The organism is Streptomyces sp. NBC_01716 (assembly GCF_036248275.1).
In the GTDB taxonomy this organism is placed as follows: Bacteria; Actinomycetota; Actinomycetes; order Streptomycetales; family Streptomycetaceae; genus Streptomyces.
Genome location: NZ_CP109181.1, coordinates 4,900,872 through 4,920,282 on the forward strand (window position 1 = coordinate 4,900,872; position 19,411 = coordinate 4,920,282).

Sequence of the window (19,411 nt, forward strand, 5' to 3'; positions counted from 1 at the left end):
CGGGTCGGCCGCCCGGGGGAGCGCCCGTCATTCACAGAGAGGTAACTCCCCATGACCACAGGGACGTTCGAGATCGACCCGTTGACCGGGTTCCGTGCGTGGCAGTACCTGTTGGCGACATGGCGGGCACTGGATGTGCCCGAGGGGTGGCGTGCCGAGATCGACGAAGGGCGGATCGTCCTCGCACCGCCGCCGTCCAGGCATCACCAGAGCATCGCGGCCGGTGTGCAACGTCGGCTCTATGAGGGGCTCTCGGACGAGTGGGGGATCTACCGGACGCTCGGCGTACACATCGCGCCGCTCGACAAGCTCTACGTGCCGGACCTGGTGGTCATGCCGGCCGACGCCGTCGACCCGGACAGCAACGACCCGATCGACGCCTCCGAAGCGCTGCTGACCGTGGAGATCACCTCGAAGGGGAGGAGCGCACGGGACGACCGGACGAAGAAGTACCGGGCCTATGCCCGCGCGCTGGTTCCGCTCTACCTGCTCATCGACCGGTTCGACACGCGCGGCCCCATCGTCACGCTCTTCACCGAGCCCAGCGAGGACGGTACGTACAAGCACTCCGAGCAGGTGCCGTTCGGGAAGCCCATCGCGCTGCCCGAGCCGTTCGGGACGACACTGGGGCTTTACGCGTCGTCCTCGCCGAAGACGCGGCGGAACGCCTCGTCGTGCGGGACGCCGAGCGATTCGCCGCGGCGTTGACTCTCCCGATAGGCGGCCAACGCTCGCATCTCCTCAAGCTCAAGGGCGTCCGCGAGTGGGTTACCGGTCTCCTTCACGTACCCCACCGTATCGAGGAGCCTGGCCCCGCGAGGCCTCAAGCGCCACCCGCAGGTGCCCGTGCGAAGCCGCCAGCAGCTCAGCCGCCCTGGGGCCGTCGACCGCGCCCAGGATCGTGAGGATCGCGTTCTTCACCTCGCCGTCCGTCGCCGCCAGTGCCGCCTCGATCTCGTCGTCCGCCGCGCCCGTCGCGAGCGCGACGATGCGGCGGGAGCGGGCGCGCAGTTTGTCGTTGGAGGCGCGGACGTCGACCATCAGGTTTCCGTACGTCTTGCCGAGGCGGATCATCGTGATCGTGGAGATCATGTTGAGGACGAGCTTCTGCGCCGTACCGGCCTTCAACCGCGTTGATCCCGTGAGCAGTTCGGGGCCCACGACGATCTCAAGGCCGTGCTCGGCCGCTGCCGCGAGCGGGCTGTCCGCGTTGCAGGAGAGGCCGATGGTGAGTGCGCCCAGGGCGCGCGCGTGCGCGACCGCGCCCACCGCGTACGGGGTGCGGCCCGAGGCGGAGATGCCGACGACCGTGTCGTTCACGTCCACCTTCAGCTCGTCCAGGTCCGCCGCCGCCAGTTCCTTGGAGTCCTCCGCGCCCTCGACGGACTTGACCATCGCGCCGGGGCCGCCGGCGATCAGGCCGACGACCTCCGACGGGTCGGTGTTGAAGGTGGGAGGGCACTCGCTGGCGTCCAGGATGCCGAGGCGGCCGGCCGTGCCCGCGCCCGCGTAGATGAGCCGGCCGCCACGGGCCATCCGCTCGGCCGTGGCGTCGATGGCGTGGGCGATGCGGGGGAGCTGCGCGGCGACGGCGGCGGGGACGGTCTGGTCCTCGCCGTTCATGACGCGGGCGATGTCCTCGGTGGAGCGGCGGTCGATCTCGGCGAGTTCGGGGCGGAACGCCTCGGTGGTGAGGGTGGCGAGCTCGGCGCGGAGTTCGCCGTACGAAGGCATGGAGGTCATGGAGAAGCGGCTCTTTCTGGCGAGCTGGCAGAAACCTGAGGAAGCCCCGTTATTTGTCGCGCGGGTCAGCGCGTGCGCGGCGCGTGGCGGTGCGCCAGCGCCTCATAGGACGCGGCGAGCGCGGGTGCGGCCGTCTCGTACGTCCGTTGTGCGACGCCCACGAACAGGCAGTCCACGACGAGGAGTTGGCTTGTACGGCTGGACATCGCCGCCGGCCGCAGCTCGCTCTCGCGGGCCGTGGACGTGGTGAGGACGTGGTCCGCGTACTGCGACACCGCGCCGTCCGGGCGGCCGGTGATCGCGACCGTCGTCGCGCCCCGGTCGAAGGCGACGCGCAGCGGTTCTATGACGTCTCCCGTCGAGCCGGAGTGCGTGATCGCGATGGCGACGTCGCCCGCGCGGAGTTGGACGGCATTCGTCACGGCGAGGTGCGGATCGCTGTGCGCGTGGGCTATCAGGCCGATGCGCAGGAGCTTCTGCGCGAGGTCCATGCCGACGAGACCGCTGGCGCCGATGCCGTAGATGTCGATACGGCGGGCGGATGCGGCGGCGGTGATGACGGCGCCGAGCTGGACGGTGTCGAGCGCGGCGGCCGTGTCGGCGAGGGTCTGCTGCTCGTCGTAGGCCAGCTTGGCGACGACGTCGGCGATCGGGTCGTCGACGGCGATGTCGGCGGTGACCGCGGGGGCGGCGCCCGATTCCTGGTGGGCGGCGAGGCCGGCGAGGGCGAGACGCAGATCGCGGTAGCCGGGGTAGCCGAGGAGGCGGGCGGTCCTGACGACGGTGGCCTCGCTCGTGCCGGTGAGCTCGGCGAGACCGGTGACGGTGAGGGCGGCCGTGCCGGCCGGGTCGGCGGCCACGGCTTCGGCGACGCGCTGCATGGAGCGGGTCATGGAGGGCGCGAGGGTACGGACCTTCGCCGCGAGGGCGGCGGGGGCGGGCGGGGCGCCGCCGCTGTAAATTTCCTTCACGTCACTGGTCACAACTGAAAGATAATTTCAGGGCGCGGAGGCGTCAAGGGTGCCGCGGTCGCTTGCGGTGGGTCGCGGGGGCGGCGTACGACAATGGGGGCATGGAAGACATGAACCCCCTGGAACAGGCGCTGCACACCGCACGCGCCCTGGTCCTCGCCGACCTCGCGGCGGGTGACGTCGCACGGCCCGAGATCGTCTCAGTGGTGGAAGACGCCGTGTCGCATCGACGCTGGTGGGTGGAGCAGTGGCCGGAGGGGGCCGAGTACGTCGCGGGGCTGATCGCCCAGGACGTACAGGACGCCCTCCTGGAGTCCCACGGGCGGTGGCCGCTCTGCCCCGTCTGCGGCGAGTCCCGGACCGAGCTGGCGGCGGAGGGCGGCCCCCACGCGCTGGAGATCGAGCCGGAGCTGGGCCCGGATCCGCACTGGGTGTGCGGGAAGGCGGCGGTCGTGGTGGCTCCGGTGGGGTCGCTGGGCGCGGTGCTGGGGGCCGGGTGACGTGACGGTCTACATCGACCCGCCGACATGGGCGGGGCACGGGCGGATGTGGTCGCACCTGGTGAGCGACGAGTCGTACGACGAACTGCACACGTTCGCGGCCTCCATCGGCTGCCCGCCCCGCGCGTTCGAACGCGACCACTACGACGTGCCGTCCAACCACTACGGCGCCGCGGTCCGCGCGGGCGCGGTGGCGGTGGACTCCCGCGAACTGGTGCGGAGGCTGACGGGGGCGGGGCTGCGGCAGCGGAAGAGGTGGGAGGGCCGGGCGCGCTGACCCCGGTGGCGCCCGGCTGCCCCGCGCTTCAGATGACGGGCGGCCGGCCCAGTCGGGTCATCTGCCACACCGTGGACCACCGCATGGGCCGACGGGGCGGGCACGGGGTCCGCACGCCCTCGGCGAACCCGCCGAACCACGCCCGAAGTCCCGCCGCCGACCGGGTGCGGGCGACGGTCAACGCGGTCCAGACGCCCAGGTAGACGGGGACGAGGACGGAGGGAAGGTGCCTCTTGGCGAGCCAGACGCGGTTGCGGGCGACCATGCGGTAGAAGACGGCGTGCCGGGTGGGCGACGTCCACGGATGCTGTAGCACGAGCCCGGGTTCGTAGAGCACCTTCCAGTCGGCGTCCAGCGCCCGCCAGGCGAGGTCGGTCTCCTCGTGCGCGTAGAAGAACGGCTCGGGCCAGCCGCCGATCTTCTCCAGCATCGGCATGGACAGCCCGTGCCCGCCCCCGAGGAATGTCGTCACGAGCCCGCCCCGCATCGGATCCGTCGCACGCAGCCGGGGGACGTGACGGCGCTGGGTTCGGCCCCGCTCGTCGGCGACCCGGAAGCTGACGATGCCCAGCCGCTCGTCCCTCTCGTAGAGCTCAACGAGACGGGTGAAGACGTCCGTACTGATCAACAGGCCGTCGTCGTCCAGGTCCACCACCACGTCGACGTCCCCGAACTCCCGCAGCCGGGCGAGCGCGGCGTTCCGCCCACCGGAAATGCCCAGGTTCTCCGGCAGCTCCATGCGGGTGACCCACTCCGGCAGGGGTGGCAACGGCGAGCCGTTGCCGACCACCACCACCCGCGCCGCCGGCGTGTCCTGCCCGGCGACCGACTGCAGCAGGGCCGTCAGCTCGGCGGGCCGCGTGCCCATGGTCAAGATGGCAACGCCGACGCGTGGGTGACGCACAGGTGAACTCTCCGTTCCTCGGCTTCGGTGACGGCGATGCTAGCCGCCCCGGCATGGTTGACCGGGCAATCGATGTGCCCAGTCGGTCAGCGGACGGGGCGCAGGGGCGTGCGCCCGCTTGTGAGTGGATACCTCGGGAGCTGGTATCACCCTTTCAGTGGCTATGACCTTCATGTGTTGGTTTCTACCTTGACGGAGGCATATCGCATCGGTCTATATCGAGGAGGAACCATGCCGACCATGCGTACCGGCTTCACCACCGTCGCAGTGGCAACACTGCTTGTGGGCGCCACCGCGGCGGTAGCTGCGCAGAGCGACACCAGCACGGGTGGGCACGCGTCATCAACGGTCACAGGAATCAAGCACCTGCACACCCAGGTCGACCTGCCTGCCGGCACCTGGACCAGCACTCCCCTGGAGGTCACCCTCCCCAGAGCCGGTACCTACGAACTCGACGCAGACGTCCGCGGGCGTCTCTCGGGTGTTCCCCCGATCAACACGTTCATCACCGCCCGGCTGTGGAACGTCACGTCCGGCACAGCCGTGCCGGAGAGCGAGCGACTCATCAACCAGATCATCGACTCCAACACGGGTGACGCCGAGACGGGGAGCAACCAGACCGCACCGATCAGCGAGCTGATCAAGGTGAAGAAGCCGACGAAGATCCGGCTGCAGGCCCAGCGGACCGACGCCGCGGGGACGGCAACCGTCGGTCAGATCTACTCCGACGTCAACGGCTTCACCTCCCTCCGCTTTCAGCGGGTCGGCCACTAGCGGAGTTGTCCCTTCCGGATAGATGTGTGGCCCTTGCCCCGGACAGTCCGGGGCAAGGGCCACACGTCCGTGTGGTGGTGGCGCATCGTCGACGCCGCTCCGCCCGGCGCGCCCGGCTCCGCCACCCCGTCAGTGGGAGAGACGCGTCAGTTCGCCGTTGAGGTTGGTGCGGGCCCGCTGCTCCCAGTGGGCCGCGCCGTACGGTGTGCGGAACAGCCTTTCCAGGTCCAGGAGTTGGCGCAGTACCGCCGCCCGGCCCGCCCGGAAGGCGTCGTCCGGGACGAAGTCGTACTCTTCCCGGACCGCGCGTGTGTACGCCTCGTACGCCTCTGGATCGCTCGCAAGGATCGCGAGATCCGCGTCGCACAGCACCTCGCCGTTGGTGTCGCCGGGCGCCGGGTCGTGGGTGACGGTGAGGCGGACGAGGCGGGCGACCTCTTCCGTGAGATCGGCCGGTACGCCCGCGTCGGTGAGCGCGCGCACCGCGACCGCCGCGCTGCGTTCCTCGTTCTCGGAACGCTCGGGGTGGTAGACGGCGTCGTGGAACCAGGCCGCGAGGCGTACGGCCTGCGGGTCGGCGGCGTGGTCCGCGAGGGTGTCGATGTGGTCCAGGACCGCGAGGAGGTGATCGGTGGTGTGGTAGCGGCGCTGGTCCTCGGCCCAGCGGGCGAGGAGGTTGTCGGCGTAGGGGAGCGCGTCGGGGGTGGTCTTCCCGTTCCGCGCCGTTTCGAGGGTACGCAGCCAGCGCATCCGGAGTGCTTCTTGGACTGACATAGGGGCAGAGCCTAGGCCCGCCCGCTCCGCGGCCAGCTCCGCGTTGAACTGGGCGCCCGCCACCAGCGACAGGTTCGACAGCCACACCCAGACCAGAAAGACGACGCTGCCCGCGAGCGAGCCGTAGACCCGGCTGTACGTCCCCGAGTGGGACGCGTACACCGCGAACAGCGCCGACACCAGCAGCCACAGCAGCACCGCGAGCACCCCGCCGGGCAGCGCGCGCCGCAGATGGCGGGTATCGGGCGGGCCCGTGCGGAAGACGATCAGGACCAGGACCGCCGCGAGCGCCAGCAGCAGTGGCCACTTCGCCACCGTCCACACCACGGTCGCCGTACTCCCGACGCCCAGCACCGGACCGACCTCGTGGACCACGTCGCCGGTCAGGACCAGCGTGAACGCGGTCGTGACGAGCAGCGTGAGCAGGACGACCGCCGTGATCACGAGGCGCGGGGCCTTGCGCCACGGAGGGCGGTGGTCGACGGCGCCGTTCATCCGGTGCAGCGCCCGGCGGAAGACGCCGAGGTAGCTGGAGGAGGACCAGAGCGCGCCGACCGCGCCGAAGATCAGCAGCAGCCAGGCCGCGGTGCGCTGGTGCGCCATCTCGCGCAGTGCCTGGCGGATCAGGTGCCGGGACTGGGCCGGGACGAGCGAGGTGATCTCGTCGGAGAGTTCGTTGGTCGCCTGGGAGCCGGCGAGGCCGATGGCGGCGACGGTCACCAGGAGGGCCGGGATGATCGCGAGGACGGTGTAGTAGGTGAGGGCGGCGGCCCAGTCGGTGGCGTCCTCACGCCACAGGGCCAGGGGGATGCGGCGGAGCGCGCTCGCGTAGTGGCGGCCGTCGCGTCGGGGGCGGGGGGTGCGCCGTGGATGCGGGGGCCACCAGTGGTGTGCCTGATGGGACTTGGGCACTCTGGTCTCCCCGTTGGGCGGTCGGCGGTCGGGCGGGCCGTGGTCGGCGGTCGGGCCGGGCGGCGGTCCTGTCGTGCTGCCCGGCCTTCAGGGTGCCCTGCGACGGGGGGAGAAGTGTTGGAGGCCGGTGCCACGACGGGTATCGCGTCGTGGCACCGGCCTCGGCGGCGGGGGCGGGGAGCGGGCGGCTCAGCCGGTGGCTACTGCGCGGCCAGCCACTTCAGGCCGTTGACCACGAAGCGGTTCTGCGTCGCGCTGTCGAACGTCGACGACAGGCCCGTGTTGGTGTTGTAGTCCATCGCGTTGTGGCCGAAGTTCGCGTACAGCATCTTGTAGTCGCTGTTGGTCCACAGGATCGGGTAGTCGCCGCTGTACCAGGACTGGTTGGGGTCCGTACCGAGCGGGAAGCTCGACTGGTCGACCGAGGCCAGGACCTTGATGTTCGGGTTCGACCGGAGGTTGTTCGACCAGCTGTACCACTCGCTGACCGACGAGGTGAAGGTCGCCGGGATCCCCGCGAGCGCCGGGTGCGAGGCGTTCTCGGTCTTCAGCTTGGCGGTGGTCGGGCCCCAGGTGTTGGACCTGAAGTTGCCGCTGCCGAGGAACTCGTTGTGGTACCAGGGCCACGACTGGGCGCTCGTGGTGAAGGCGGAGACGTGGAAGCCCATCCAGCCACCGCCGTTACGCATGTACTGCTCGAAGCCCGACCGCTGGGCCGCGCTCTGCGGCAGATCGTCGAGGAAGAGGACGACGTCCACGCCCTGGAGGCCGGTGCCGGTCAGCCGGTTCCAGTTGTTGGTCGACTCGTACGAGAAGTTGTTCGCCGCGGCGGTCTGCGGGAACCACTTGTTCGCCTCTTGAACGAAGTTGATGTGCGCGGCGTCCCAGGTGCCGCTGTAGAAGCCGAGGACCTTGAAGTCCGCGGCCTTCTGCGTCGTGGGGGCCGCCGGGGCCGCCGACGCGGTGCGGCCGGTGCCGGGGAGCGCGGCCAGGCCGAGGAGGACGGCGAGCAGGAGGAACAGGCGGAGCGGGTGTCGTACGAGACGTGTCCTGGTGAGCACGTGACGATCCCTTCCTGGGTGGGGGGTGGTGGGGTTGGCACGGGATTGCCGATTGCCATGTCTATGACAGAAAGCGCTTCACTTCTTTGATCTAAGAAGTGAAGCGCCACCCTGTCAAGACTCTGGTCTGGACCAGACGGGGCAAGCCGTGCCCCGGCCATTCGTGCCGCTCAGACGGTCGCCTTGAAGCCCCGCAGCCGCAGCGAGTTGCCGACGACGAAGACCGACGAGAACGCCATGGCCGCGCCCGCGATCATCGGATTCAGCAGCCCGGCCGCCGCGAGCGGAAGCGCGGCGACGTTGTAGCCGAAGGCCCAGAAGAGGTTGCCGTGAATGGTGCCGAGGGTCCGGCGGGCGAGCCGGATGGCGTCGGCGGCGGCACGCAGATCGCCGGTGACGAGGGTGAGGTCGCCGGCTTCGATGGCGGCGTCCGTGCCGGTGCCCATGGCGAGGCCGAGGTCCGCCTGGGCGAGTGCGGCGGCGTCGTTGACGCCGTCACCCACCATCGCGACCGATCTGCCCTCCGCCTGGAGGCGCTTGACGACGTCGACCTTGTCCTCGGGCATGACCTCCGCGATGACCTGGTCGGCGTCGATCCCGACCTCCTTGGCGACCGCTTCGGCGACGGTGGTGTTGTCGCCGGTGAGCAGGACGGGGGTCAGCCCGAGCGCCCGCAGACGGCGGATCGCCTCGGCGCTGGTGTCCTTGACGGCGTCGGCGACTTCGAGGATGCCGCGCGCCTGCCCGTCCCAGGCGACCGCGACGACCGTACGGCCCGCGGCCTCCGCGGCCCGCTTCCTGGCCGCCAGGTCATCGGAGAGGTGGATCTCCCACTCGGCGAGAAGTTTTTCTCGGCCCACGAGGACGGCATGGCCCTCCACGATGCCCTGGACTCCCAGGCCGGGGACGTTGGCGAAGTCCTCCGGGGTGGGGAGGGGGCCGGTGCGGTCGGCGGCCCCGGTGGCGACGGCGCGGGCGATGGGGTGCTCGGAGGCGTGCTCCAGGGCGCCGGCCAGGCGCAGGAGTTCGGTCTCGTCCGTGCCTGGGGCGGGGTGGCCGGCGAGGAGGGTCATCCTGCCGGTGGTGACGGTGCCGGTCTTGTCGAGGACGATCGTGTCGACCTTACGGGTGGACTCCAGCACCTCCGGGCCCTTGATGAGGATGCCGAGTTGGGCGCCCCGCCCCGTACCCACCATGAGGGCGGTCGGGGTCGCGAGCCCGAGGGCGCAGGGGCAGGCGATGATCAGTACGGCGACGGCGGCCGTGAACGCGGCCGTCAGCCCCGCCCCGTTGCCCAGCCAGAAGCCGAGCGTGCCGAGCGCGAGCGCGATGACGACCGGGACGAAGACGGCGGAGATACGGTCCGCGAGGCGCTGGGCCGCGGCCTTGCCGTTCTGCGCGTCCTCGACCATCCGTGCCATGCGGGCGAGTTGGGTGTCCGCGCCTACGCGGGTGGCCGTCACGACGAGGCGGCCCCCGGCGTTGAGGGTGGCGCCGGTGACGGTGTCGCCGGGACCGACCTCGACGGGGACGGATTCGCCGGTGAGCATGGAGGCGTCGACAGCGGAGGTGCCCTCGGTGACGGTGCCGTCGGTGGCGATCTTCTCCCCGGGCCGTACGACGAACCGGTCGCCGACCGCCAGCTCACCGGTGGGCACGGTCACTTCACGGCCGTCGCGCAGGACGGTGACCTCCTTCGCGCCCAGCTCCATCAGGGCCTTGAGCGCGGCGCCCGCCTTGCGCTTGGCGCGGGCCTCGAAGTAACGGCCGGCCAGGATGAAGGCGGTGACGCCCGCCGCCGCTTCGAGGTAGATGTTCCCCGCGCCGTCACCGCGCTCGATCGTCAGCTCGAAGGGGTGGGTCATTCCGGGCGTGCCCGCCGTACCGAAGAACAGCGCCCACAGCGACCAGAGGAACGCGGCGGACGTACCGACCGAGATCAGCGTGTCCATCGTCGCCGCGCCGTGTTTCGCGTTGGTCCACGCGGCGCGGTGGAACGGCCAGGCGGCGTAGGTGACGACCGGGGCGGCCAGGGTCAGCGACAGCCACTGCCAGAACTCGAACTGGAAGGCCGGGACCATCGCCATCGCGACGACGGGCACGGAGAGGACGACGGCCGTGATCAACCGCTGGCGGAGCGGGCGCAGTTGGTCGTCCTCGCGGGCGGGGGTGTCGGGCGCGTCCTGCGGGGGTTGGGGCGGGGGTGGCTCGGTGGCGGTGTAGCCGGTGGCCTCGACGGTGGCGATCAGGTCGTGTACGGAGAGATCGCCCTGCGCGTAGCTGACCTTGGCCTTCTCCGTCGCGTAGTTGACGGTCGCCTCGACGCCGTCCATGCGGTTCAGCTTCTTCTCGATACGGGCCGCGCACGAGGCGCAGGTCATGCCACCGATGGCGAGCTCGACGTCGGCCTTGGCGGGGGCCGGGGCGGTGGGGGCGCCGGTGGGTGTGTCGGTTGCCGGTGTGGTGCTCATGACTCGCCGTCTCCTCTGCGTCCAGGTGGATACCCCTGGGGGGTATGTGGTTCCTGGTCCAGGTATACCCCTCGCCCCTATCTGAAGCAAGGGTAGTTCCTCGCTTGACTTTATACCCCCTGGGGGTATCTTCGAACCATGGACATCAACGCGAACACCGGAGTCAGGATCACCGCGTACGCCGCCGCGCTCGCCGCGACGTTCGGCATCGCGTACGGGGTCGGGACGGGGACGGATCCCGTCGTGGCGGAGAAACCGCCGCCCGCGAAGCATGAGCGGGAGCATGCGGCGGGGACGGGCTCGGACACGGGAAAGGAGGCGGGAAGGGAGGCGGACGGCTCGGCGGGTGAGGGTGCGGCGAAGCCGGCCGCGGGCGGGCTCCAGATCTCGGACGGCGGTTACCGCCTCGCCCTCGAAAAGACCGCGATCGCGGCGGGGGCCCGTACGCAACTGAAGTTCTCGATCAAGGACGGGCACGACCGCAATCTCATCTCGTACAAGCGGGAGCACGAGAAGGAGCTGCACTTCATCGTCGCGTCGCGCGATCTGACGGTCTTCCGTCATCTGCACCCGGTGCGGGCGGGTGACGGTGTCTGGTCGATCCCCGTCGAACTGCCCAAGGCGGGCGACTACCGCGTGTTCGCAGACTTCACGCCGGGTGGGGCGGGCGGGGTCGAGGAGAAGGGTGAGGCGCACGGCGACGGCGGGCACGCGGCTGCCGCGACGAACCTCACACTGGGCGCGGACCTCGCGGTATCGGGGCCGTACGAACCGTCTGCTCTCCCGCCGGTCCGCGCCACCGCCGAGGTCGACGGTTACCAGGTCGCGCTCGACGGCGAGCTGACCCCCGGCAAGGCGAGTGACATCAAACTGACGGTCAGCAAGGACGGCAGGCCCGTCACCAACCTCCAGCCCTACCTGGGCGCGTACGGCCATCTCGTCGCCCTGCGTGCCGGAGACCTCGCGTATCTGCACGTCCATCCGGACGGGCGGTCGGGCGCGAGGGTGTCCTTCGGGGCGACGGCGCCGAGCGACGGCGCGTACCGGCTGTTCTTCGACTTCCGGCACGAGGGGGAGGTGCGGACGGCGGCGTTCACGGTGCGGACCGGGGGTCACTGATGTGAAGTGCGGGGTGTTTGGTGATGCGGACGCGGTGTGCGGCATCGTAGGCTGCCTATTGGACTAGACCTGTAGCACCCCCCACGACCGGCCTCCCGAACGGAATGGTTTCCCATGAGCAAGCGCGCAGTCCTGGAGGTGATCGCTCTCGACGCCGAGGACGCAGTCGCGGCCCAGGCCGGCGGGGCGGACCGCCTTGAGCTGGTCACCGACATGGCGGCGGACGGCCTCACCCCGGCGGTCGAGACCTTCGCCAAGATCCGTGCCTCCGTCGACATCTCGCTGCGCGTGATGCTCAGACTCCAGGACGGGTTCTCGGCGGGCTCACCCGAAGAGGTGGAGGCGCTGGTGGACGCGGTGGGCGCGCTGCGGATGGAGGGCGCCGACGAGTTCGTACTCGGCTTCCTCGACGTCGCGGGCAACCCGGACCTCGTCACCGTGGAACGGCTGGTCGCGGAACTGGACCCGTGCCGCTGGACGTTCCACCGGGCGATCGACCGCGCGTCGGACCGCGACGCGCTGCGCAAGCAGCTGGCGGACCTGCCGGGCCTGGACACGTATCTGACGGCGGGTTCGGCGGGCGGGGTCGACGCGGGCGTCGCGGTGCTGCTGGCGGAGGCGGCGTCGGGGGTCGACGGCGAACCGGGCTACGGCCCCGAACTCCTGGTCGGCGGCGGCCTGCGACTGGACCACCTGCCCCAACTCCGCGCGGGCGGCCTGAACGCTTTCCACATCGGCAGCGCGGCCCGCCCGAACGGCTGGTCGTCACCGGTATCGGAACGAACGGTCCGCGAGTGGCGCGAGGCGATTGACGGGTAGGTGGGGGCGGGGGCCTGTAGGTGCGGGGTGCGGGTGTCCGTACGTGCGGTGCGCGGGCGTTGGGTGCCGGTCGTGACCGGTTACCCCGCCAGCTTCGCTGGCGGGGAGCACCGGGCGGCGGCCGGGGGCGGCAGGGGGCGGCCGGGCGTGGGCATCTTGCGGTGTCTGACGTGCGTTCGGCGCGGTCCTGTCGTGGTCGATCACCTTGCGGGTGCGTCGGCGGGCGGCGTCGGACGGGCCGGTGCGCCGATCGTCCGGGCGAGGCCATCTCGCAGTGCCTGGCTTGCGATCGATACGGGCTGACCGTGGTCGGGTACTCCGCCGGCTTCGCCGGCGCGCGGAGGCGGGTACTCGCGGCCTCGGCCGGGCGGGGGCGCGGCCCGTTCCGGCCCGTCGCGAGACCCGGTGCGCCGGTGACGGCGGGGCCTGGCCGGGCGAGGTCCTCTCGCGGAGCCTGACGTGCGGTCGGCGCGGGCCCGTCGTGGTCGGTCACTCCGCCGGTTCGCCGACGGCCGGCCGCGTCGCCTATGCGGGGCCCGTTACTCCGTCGGCTTCGTCCGCTCCGCGGGGTCCGTCGCCTCTATTCCCCTGAACGAGAGCACCACGATCGTCACCGCCCCCGCGAAGATCCCGATGTCCGCGACGTTGCCGACGAAGAAGCCCGCGTAGTCGATGAAGTCCACCACGTGCCCGCGCCCGAAGCCCGGGTCGCGGAGGAGGCGGTCGCCGAAGTGGGACGTGGCGCCGCCCAGGAGCAGGCCGAGCGCGTATGTCCACGGGACGGAGCGCACGCGCCACGCGTACCAGCCGATCGCCACCACGGCGACCCCCGCGAAGACCGTGAAGATCCAGGTCACGCCCGTGCCCATGGAGAACGCGGCGCCCGGGTTGTAGACGAGCAGGAAGCGGATCGCGTCACCGATGACGGGGATCGTCTCCGAGTCGCCCAGCGCGCTGACGGCCCACCACTTGGTGCCCTGGTCGACCACCAGCAGCGCGAGGGCGACGGCCAGCGCCGACCAGAACAGCCGGCGGGTGGGGGGTGCCGCGTCCGCACCCCCCGTACCCGCCGTCGCCACCGTCTCCGCCTCGGGCTCATCGTTCGAGTTCACTCGCACAGTGTCGCCTACGCGGCCGACCCCGCCCAGGGTGAGTCCAGCTCATCCGGCAGCGGGGAGCCGTGGAGCACGACCAGGCCCGAGACCGCTCGGGTCAGCGCCACGTACAGGCGGCGCAGGCCCGTGCGGGCGTCCGGTTCGCCCGCGACCACCGCCGACGGCTCGTCCAGGACCACGTAGTCGTACTCAAGGCCCTTCGCCAGCGACGCCGGGACCAGAGTGAGGCGGGAGGCCGCCGTCGTCTCCTCGCCCGGGGCGAGATATGGCAGGCCCGCGGCCGACAGCGCGGCGGCCAGCGCCGGGATACGGGCGTCCGCCGCGATCAGCCCGATCGAGCCCTCGTGGCGCAACGACTCCACGCAGGCCCCCACCACCGCCGCGTCCGACGCGCCCGCCTCCACCGCCCGTACCTCCAGCGACCCCGGCGACTCACGCACCGACGCCACCTCCGTCAGCCCCGGCGAGATCGCGGGCAGCAGGCGTGACGCGTAGGCGATCACCTCGCGTGGTACGCGGAAACCGGCGGTCAGTTCCTCGACGACCGCGTCCGGCTTGCCCAGATGCGTCAGCGCCTCCGCCCAACTCGCCGTCGCCCAGGGCGTGGTGCCCTGCGCGAGATCCCCGAGCACCGTCGCGGAACCGGTCGAGCAGCGCCGCCCCACCGCCCGGTACTGCATCGGTGACAGATCCTGCGCCTCGTCAAGTACGACATGGCCCAGCGAGTGCGTACGGGACACCAGGTCGTTCGCCTCGTCGATCAACACCGCGTCCGCCGACGACCACTTCGCCGTCTTCAGGCTGCGCGGTGGCTTCTCCCACAGCAGCGCCTTCTGCTCGTCGGCCGTGAGCAGCCCCTCCGCGTGCTCGGCGAGGAACTCCGCGTCGGAGAGCAGCCGCAGCACCAGCTTCGCCGGATCGACCGCGGGCCACACCGCCTTGACGGCCGCCTTCACGGCGGGGTTACGCGCCACCGCGTCCTGCACGCGGTCGTCGGGCGCCTCGCCGGCTCTCTCCATCTGGACGAGCACTGCGTGCGCGATGCGCTGCGGCAGGGCGTCGTGCGCGGCGCCGTAGCGGATGTCGCGGTCCATCAACTCCCGTACCAGTTCTTCGAGTTCGTACGCAGGAACCCGCCAGCGCCGGGAGCCGCGCACCACCATGACCGGCTCCGTCGGCAGCGTGATGTGCGAACGGACCGCCCGGCGCAGCACCTCCGCCATGCGCGCGTCGCCCTTGACGACGGCCGTCGCCGCGCTGTCCGCGCCCTGTACCCGCACCTGGCCGGGCGCCGATGCCACCAGTTCGTCGACGGTCGCCTGCTTGACCTCCAACTCGCCCAGCGCGGGCAGCACTTGCTCGATGTAGTGGAGGAAGGAGGCGTTCGGTCCGATCACGAGCGTGCCGGTACGGGCCAGCCGGTCGCGGTGCGCGTACAGCAGATACGCCACCCGGTGCAGGCCGACCGCCGTCTTTCCGGTGCCGGGACCGCCCTGCACACAGACGGAACCGCCGAGCCCGGACCGGACGATCTCGTCCTGCTCGGGCTGGATCGTCGCGACGATGTCGCGCATGGGGCCGACGCGCGGGCGCTCGATCTCGGCCTGGAGCAGCCTGCTGGAGCGGGCGGTCTCGGTCGGGTCGGCCGTCGGGCCGGAGAGGTGCTCGTCCTCGTACGCGGTCAGTTCACCGGCCGTGTAACCGAAGCGGCGGCGCAGGCCGACGTCCAGCGGTTTCTTCTTGGAGGCCTGGTAGAAGGGCTGCGAGACGGGCGCGCGCCAGTCGATGACCATCGGGTCTCCGTCGGCGTCGTGGACGTGCCGCCGGCCGATGTAGAAGCGCTCGCCCTCCGCGCCCTCGGCCTCGTCGGCGCCGACCGGGTGCAGATAGTCGAGGCGGCCGAAGAAGAGCGGGGTGTGGGAGAGGTCGGCGAGCGCCTTGATGCGGTCCTCGATCTGCGCTTCGAGGACGGCGGCGTTGACCCAGTTCGCCGTCACGTCGCGGATGTCGAGGGCCTGGACGTCCTCGCGCATGGAGCGCAGGGCGGCGCGGGAGGCGCTGAGGTGGGTGCGTTCGCGGGCGAGGAGCGGATCGACGGCGGTGGCGGTGTCTGTGCCGGTGATCGACTGGGTCGGTGCGGGGTCGTGCGCGGACACGGTGGTGCCTCCGGAATGTACGCAGGCCGACGGGCCGCGACCCGGTGGCGCGGGGCGGCGGCGAGCGTCGGGGGTGGATCACGTCAGGGCAGCCGCCCGGTTTCCGACCGGGCAGCGGCGCTCCTCGGAGGGAGGCGGGAGAAGAGGAAGAGTGTAGTCATCGGGCGACGGCGGGGCGAATGGGTTTTTCCGCCCGGCCGTCCTGGTCGTGCTCGTTCTCCACGTGCTTCCGCGTGCTACCCCCGTAGGGGTCCGGGGGCGTGTGTGTAGTCCTCGCAGGGGATGGCCGCTTCTCTGGAGGCGTACGGAGGGGGCATTTTCGATTCCCCCCGCAGAGCGATGTGTTTCGGTCCGCGGAGAAGGACCATTGAGGTATGAGTACAGCGACCTTCACCCCCATCCAGTCCGCGCACGTCGGACCCCCGCGCAGCGGGGCGACGGCGCTCGGTTCCGCCCCTCACTCCGGCCCGCACGCCCCGCACCGGGTGGGCAACGCACTGCGTGCGGTCAAGGTGTTCGTGACAGCCGCGTTCAGCGTGGCCGTGCTCGGTGAGTACGGGGAGGAGGCGGGCATATTGCGCTGAGCCGCCGATCGCGATGATCGCGACGATCGCCTTCGGCGCTGAGTCGGCACCGCCCCCGTCCCTCGACCGACACCGTCGTCAACGTCTCACCGGGGTCCTGATCCGCTAGTGTCGCGGCCGTGACGTACCCGACCGTGACTGTCCGGTCACTTCTCGCAGTTGGCGCACTCGCCCTGTCGCTGACCGCGCTCGCTTCGTTCGCCGCGTCCTGCCCGGCCCTGATCGACCGGTTCGCCGAGCCCGTTCCCGTCGCCGACCGCTTCATGGTCACCGAGTGGCGCCTGCCCGCCACTTCTCCGCCCTTCGCCGCCATCCTGTTCGTCCCGGCCACCTGGCTGCCCGCCGCCACACTCAACGCCGTTGCCGCCGCGGCCAACATGCTGCTTCTCGCTCTCCTCGTCCGGCTGTCCTGGCGGTTCGCCGGGCGGCTCCACCACGCCTCGGCCTACGTCACCCCTGTCCCCACGCCCGCACCGACCCTCGTTCCCACGACCGCACCCACCCCCGTCCCGGCCACCGTCCCCGCCACCGTCCTGCTCGGCCTCCCCGTGCTCGTCGCCCTCGGGCTGTGGCTCGAACCCGTCCTGCGTACCCTCCTCTTCGGCGAGATCAGCCTCGCGCTGACCTGCCTCGTCCTCTGGGACCTGACCAGACCCGACCACGCCCTCGGCAAGGGCTTCGCCCTGGGGATCGCGGCGGGCGTCGAGCTCACTCCGGCCCTCTTCATCGCCTATCTGCTGCTCACCGGCCGGGCCGAGTCCGTACGCGCGGGGCTCACCGCCCTCGCGTCGCTCATCGGCACGATGCTGCTCGGCGCGCTCGTACTCCCCCGGTCCAGCCTCGACTTCTGGACCCTACGGGTGTTCGAGACCGGCCGCCTGGGCGAGGGATGGGCGGTGGAGAACCAGTCGCTGCAAGGGCTGTTCGCCCGCGCCCTGCACACCACCGAGCCGGGCGTCGGCTGGGCGGTCGCCTGCGTCGTCATCACGTTCGCCGGTCTGTGGCTTGCGCGCAGAGCCGTCGTACGGGCGGGGCTCGACACCTGGGGCGTTCTCGTCACCGCGCTGACCGCGCTGCTCGTCTCGCCCGTCAGCTGGTCCCACCACTGGGTGTGGTGCGTGCCGTTGCTGGCGGTCCTGCTCGCGGAGGGCCGCTGGCGTACGGCGTCGGCGGTCGCGCTGGTTTTCGCGACGCGGACCTTCCGGCTCGTACCGCACGAGGGCGGGGCGGAGCTTCAACTGCCCTGGTGGCAGCAGTTGTTGGCAGCGCCGTACGTGCTGCTGGCGCTGGCGCTCCTCGCGTACGCGGGGTGGCGCGGCCGGCGTCCGGCCGGGCAGGGCCCGCCGCCGGCCACGAGGGCACCCCGGTGCCGGCCCGCCACGTCCCTTCAGCCCCTCCAGGCCCGCCGCCCCGCCGGGACTCAGCTGCCGGCCAGCAACTCGTCGGCGTCCACGATGCGGTAGGCGTACCCCTGCTCCGCGAGGAAGCGCTGGCGGTGCGCCGCGAAGTCCTGGTCGATCGTGTCGCGGGCGACCACCGAGTAGAACCGCGCCTCGTGGCCGTCCGCCTTCGGACGGAGCACCCGGCCCAGCCGCTGCGCCTCCTCCTGCCGGGAGCCGAACGTGCCCGACACCTGGATCGCGACCGTCGCCTCCGGCAGATCGATCGAGAAGTTCGCGACCTTCGACACGACGAGCACCGAGATCTCGCCCTGCCGGAACGCCTCGAAGAGCTTCTCCCGCTGCGCGTTGCTCGTCTCGCCCTTGATCACCGGGGCGTCCAGATGCTCGCCCAGCTCGTCAAGCTGGTCGATGTACTGGCCGATGACCAGCGTCTGCTCGCCCTTGTGCCGCCGGACCAGCGCCTCGGTCACCTTGCGCTTCGTCGCCGTCGTGGCGCAGAAGCGGTACTTCTCGTCCTGCTCGGCCGTCGCGTAGGCCAGGCGCTCGCTGTCGGTGAGATTGACCCGTACCTCGACACAGTCCGCGGGCGCGATGTAGCCCTGCGCCTCGATCTCCTTCCACGGCGCGTCGAAGCGCTTGGGCCCGATGAGCGAGAAGACGTCCGACTCGCGGCCGTCCTCCCGTACGAGCGTCGCCGTCAGCCCCAGCCGGCGCCGCGCCTGGAGGTCGGCGGTGAACTTGAAGACCGGCGCGGGCAGCAGATGCACCTCGTCGTAGACGATCAGGCCCCAGTCGCGGGAGTCGAACAGCTCCAGGTGCGGATAGACGCCCTTACGGCGGACCGTGAGCACCTGGTACGTCGCGATCGTGACCGGGCGGATCTCCTTGCGCGTACCGCTGTACTCGCCGATCTCCTCCTCGGTCAGCGACGTCCGCCTGATCAGCTCGTGCTTCCACTGCCGGGCGGAGACGGTGTTCGTGACGAGGATCAGCGTTGTCGCCTTCGCCTGCGCCATCGCGCCCGCGCCGACGAGCGTCTTGCCCGCGCCGCACGGCAGTACGACGACCCCGGACCCGCCGTGCCAGAAGCCCTCGACGGCCTGCTTCTGGTACGGGCGCAGGGACCACTCCCGCTCGTCCAGCTCGATGGCGTGCGCCTCGCCGTCCACGTAACCGGCCAGGTCCTCCGCGGGCCAGCCGAGCTTCAGCAGCGTCTGCTTGATCTGCCCGCGCTCGGAGGGGTGCACGACGACGGTGTCCGGATCGATCCGTGCCCCGACCAGCGGCTGGACCTTCTTAGACCGCAGGATCTCCTCAAGCACCGGACGGTCGGTGCTGGTCAGCACGAGACCGTGGGTGGGGTGCTTGGAGAGCGTGAGCCGCCCGTACCTGGCCATGGTCTCGGCGACGTCCACGAGCAGCGCGTGCGGCACCGGGTAGCGCGAGTACGCCACCAGCGCGTCGATGACCTGCTCGGCGTCGTGTCCGGCGGCGCGGGCGTTCCACAGGCCGAGCGGGGTCAGCCGGTACGTATGGATGTGCTCGGGCGCGCGCTCCAGCTCGGCGAAGGGCGCGATGGCACGACGGCAGGCGTCGGCCTGGTCGTGATCCACCTCCAGCAGCAACGTCTTGTCGCTCTGGACGATGAGAGGTCCATTCACAGCTGCGCCCTTTCGTCCTTCGTACGGCCACGACACGCGACCAAACGTCCAGTGTCGCGCATCGCCCCGGCTTTCGGTGCGGATGGGGATACGGACGCGGTCGGGCCGGGGCGGGGGCTACGCGGCTCACGCCCGCCGAGCCCCGGAGATCAGGTGCGTAGGCACGC

At 71.1% G+C, this 19,411-nt stretch carries 16 protein-coding genes and 2 pseudogenes; 8 read left to right on the plus strand and 10 right to left on the minus strand.

What is annotated here, in order from left to right:
- The first annotated feature begins 51 nt into the window (after positions 1-51).
- Complete coding sequence (locus OIE74_RS21635; protein ID WP_329386161.1) at positions 52-708, plus strand: Uma2 family endonuclease; 657 nt, start codon at positions 52-54, stop codon at positions 706-708.
- A 60-nt stretch (positions 709-768) separates the two neighbouring features.
- Here OIE74_RS21635 and murQ read toward each other — a convergent pair whose 3' ends face one another.
- Positions 769-1,743 (minus strand): N-acetylmuramic acid 6-phosphate etherase, encoded by a 975-nt coding sequence (gene murQ / locus OIE74_RS21640; protein WP_329386163.1) that lies wholly within the window; start codon positions 1,741-1,743, stop codon positions 769-771.
- A gap of 65 nt (positions 1,744-1,808) precedes the next feature.
- Complete coding sequence (locus OIE74_RS21645) at positions 1,809-2,726, minus strand: MurR/RpiR family transcriptional regulator (RefSeq protein WP_329386164.1); 918 nt, start codon at positions 2,724-2,726, stop codon at positions 1,809-1,811.
- A gap of 89 nt (positions 2,727-2,815) precedes the next feature.
- Between OIE74_RS21645 and OIE74_RS21650 the strand changes: the two genes are divergently transcribed.
- Together OIE74_RS21650 and OIE74_RS21655 are read left to right on the plus strand one after the other, a co-directional pair.
- Positions 2,816-3,214, plus strand: a complete 399-nt coding sequence (locus tag OIE74_RS21650) for a hypothetical protein (RefSeq protein WP_329386166.1) — start codon at positions 2,816-2,818, stop codon at positions 3,212-3,214.
- A 1-nt stretch (position 3,215) separates the two neighbouring features.
- Positions 3,216-3,491: a DUF4031 domain-containing protein gene (locus tag OIE74_RS21655; protein ID WP_329386167.1), complete on the plus strand. Its 276-nt coding sequence runs from the start codon at positions 3,216-3,218 to the stop codon at positions 3,489-3,491.
- 28 nt (positions 3,492-3,519) lie between these two features.
- On the opposite strand, the gene OIE74_RS21660 is transcribed toward OIE74_RS21655, so the two are convergent.
- The gene (locus OIE74_RS21660; RefSeq protein WP_329386169.1) at positions 3,520-4,395 is read right to left on the minus strand and encodes a glycosyltransferase family 2 protein; all 876 of its coding nucleotides are present in this window, start codon (positions 4,393-4,395) and stop codon (positions 3,520-3,522) included.
- Positions 4,396-4,626: 231 nt separating this feature from the next.
- On the opposite strand from OIE74_RS21660, the gene OIE74_RS21665 reads away from it, so the two are divergent.
- The gene (locus OIE74_RS21665) at positions 4,627-5,169 is read left to right on the plus strand and encodes a hypothetical protein (protein WP_329386171.1); all 543 of its coding nucleotides are present in this window, start codon (positions 4,627-4,629) and stop codon (positions 5,167-5,169) included.
- Between the two features lie 129 nt (positions 5,170-5,298).
- On the opposite strand, the gene OIE74_RS21670 is transcribed toward OIE74_RS21665, so the two are convergent.
- The 4 genes and pseudogenes from OIE74_RS21670 to OIE74_RS21685 form a co-directional block, all read right to left on the minus strand.
- Positions 5,299-5,943 (minus strand): HD domain-containing protein, encoded by a 645-nt coding sequence (locus OIE74_RS21670; RefSeq protein ID WP_329392379.1) that lies wholly within the window; start codon positions 5,941-5,943, stop codon positions 5,299-5,301.
- An 87-nt stretch (positions 5,944-6,030) separates the two neighbouring features.
- Positions 6,031-6,855, minus strand: a pseudogene (locus OIE74_RS21675) (YihY/virulence factor BrkB family protein); the annotation flags it as partial.
- 212 nt (positions 6,856-7,067) lie between these two features.
- A pseudogene (locus tag OIE74_RS21680) lies at positions 7,068-7,916 on the minus strand (ThuA domain-containing protein); the annotation flags it as partial.
- A gap of 170 nt (positions 7,917-8,086) precedes the next feature.
- On the minus strand, positions 8,087-10,387 hold the full coding sequence (locus tag OIE74_RS21685) for a heavy metal translocating P-type ATPase (protein WP_329386172.1): 2,301 nt from the start codon (positions 10,385-10,387) through the stop codon (positions 8,087-8,089).
- 138 nt (positions 10,388-10,525) lie between these two features.
- Between OIE74_RS21685 and OIE74_RS21690 the strand changes: the two genes are divergently transcribed.
- Positions 10,526-11,506 carry a hypothetical protein gene (locus OIE74_RS21690; protein ID WP_329386174.1) on the plus strand — a complete coding sequence of 327 codons (981 nt, stop codon included), beginning with the start codon at positions 10,526-10,528 and terminating at the stop codon, positions 11,504-11,506.
- 114 nt (positions 11,507-11,620) lie between these two features.
- Positions 11,621-12,325, plus strand: coding sequence for a copper homeostasis protein CutC (locus OIE74_RS21695; RefSeq protein ID WP_329386175.1), 705 nt, complete (start codon positions 11,621-11,623; stop codon positions 12,323-12,325).
- 539 nt (positions 12,326-12,864) lie between these two features.
- On the opposite strand, the gene OIE74_RS21700 is transcribed toward OIE74_RS21695, so the two are convergent.
- Together OIE74_RS21700 and OIE74_RS21705 are read right to left on the minus strand one after the other, a co-directional pair.
- Positions 12,865-13,437, minus strand: coding sequence for a signal peptidase II (locus OIE74_RS21700; protein WP_329386177.1), 573 nt, complete (start codon positions 13,435-13,437; stop codon positions 12,865-12,867).
- A gap of 14 nt (positions 13,438-13,451) precedes the next feature.
- Positions 13,452-15,473: a HelD family protein gene (locus OIE74_RS21705; RefSeq protein WP_329392380.1), complete on the minus strand. Its 2,022-nt coding sequence runs from the start codon at positions 15,471-15,473 to the stop codon at positions 13,452-13,454.
- Between the two features lie 497 nt (positions 15,474-15,970).
- On the opposite strand from OIE74_RS21705, the gene OIE74_RS21710 reads away from it, so the two are divergent.
- Positions 15,971-16,180: a hypothetical protein gene (locus tag OIE74_RS21710; RefSeq protein WP_329386179.1), complete on the plus strand. Its 210-nt coding sequence runs from the start codon at positions 15,971-15,973 to the stop codon at positions 16,178-16,180.
- A 119-nt stretch (positions 16,181-16,299) separates the two neighbouring features.
- Positions 16,300-17,643 (plus strand): glycosyltransferase 87 family protein, encoded by a 1,344-nt coding sequence (locus OIE74_RS21715; RefSeq protein WP_329386181.1) that lies wholly within the window; start codon positions 16,300-16,302, stop codon positions 17,641-17,643.
- Here OIE74_RS21715 and OIE74_RS21720 read toward each other — a convergent pair.
- Positions 17,601-19,244, minus strand: a complete 1,644-nt coding sequence (locus OIE74_RS21720) for a DNA repair helicase XPB (RefSeq protein WP_329386183.1) — start codon at positions 19,242-19,244, stop codon at positions 17,601-17,603. The genes OIE74_RS21715 and OIE74_RS21720 overlap by 43 nt on opposite strands.
- Between the last annotated feature and the right edge of the window lie 167 nt (positions 19,245-19,411).

Coding starts and splice junctions, on each gene's coding strand:
- OIE74_RS21710 (WP_329386179.1), top strand. CDS start 15,971: ATGAGTACAGCGACCTTCACCCCCATCCAGTCCGCGCACGTCGGACCC.
- OIE74_RS21705 (WP_329392380.1), bottom strand. CDS start 15,473: ATGCGCGAGGACGTCCAGGCCCTCGACATCCGCGACGTGACGGCGAAC.
- OIE74_RS21685 (WP_329386172.1), bottom strand. CDS start 10,387: ATGAGCACCACACCGGCAACCGACACACCCACCGGCGCCCCCACCGCC.
- OIE74_RS21650 (WP_329386166.1), top strand. CDS start 2,816: ATGGAAGACATGAACCCCCTGGAACAGGCGCTGCACACCGCACGCGCC.
- OIE74_RS21695 (WP_329386175.1), top strand. CDS start 11,621: ATGAGCAAGCGCGCAGTCCTGGAGGTGATCGCTCTCGACGCCGAGGAC.
- OIE74_RS21665 (WP_329386171.1), top strand. CDS start 4,627: ATGCCGACCATGCGTACCGGCTTCACCACCGTCGCAGTGGCAACACTG.
- murQ (WP_329386163.1), bottom strand. CDS start 1,743: ATGACCTCCATGCCTTCGTACGGCGAACTCCGCGCCGAGCTCGCCACC.
- OIE74_RS21670 (WP_329392379.1), bottom strand. CDS start 5,943: ATGTCAGTCCAAGAAGCACTCCGGATGCGCTGGCTGCGTACCCTCGAA.
- OIE74_RS21690 (WP_329386174.1), top strand. CDS start 10,526: ATGGACATCAACGCGAACACCGGAGTCAGGATCACCGCGTACGCCGCC.
- OIE74_RS21635 (WP_329386161.1), top strand. CDS start 52: ATGACCACAGGGACGTTCGAGATCGACCCGTTGACCGGGTTCCGTGCG.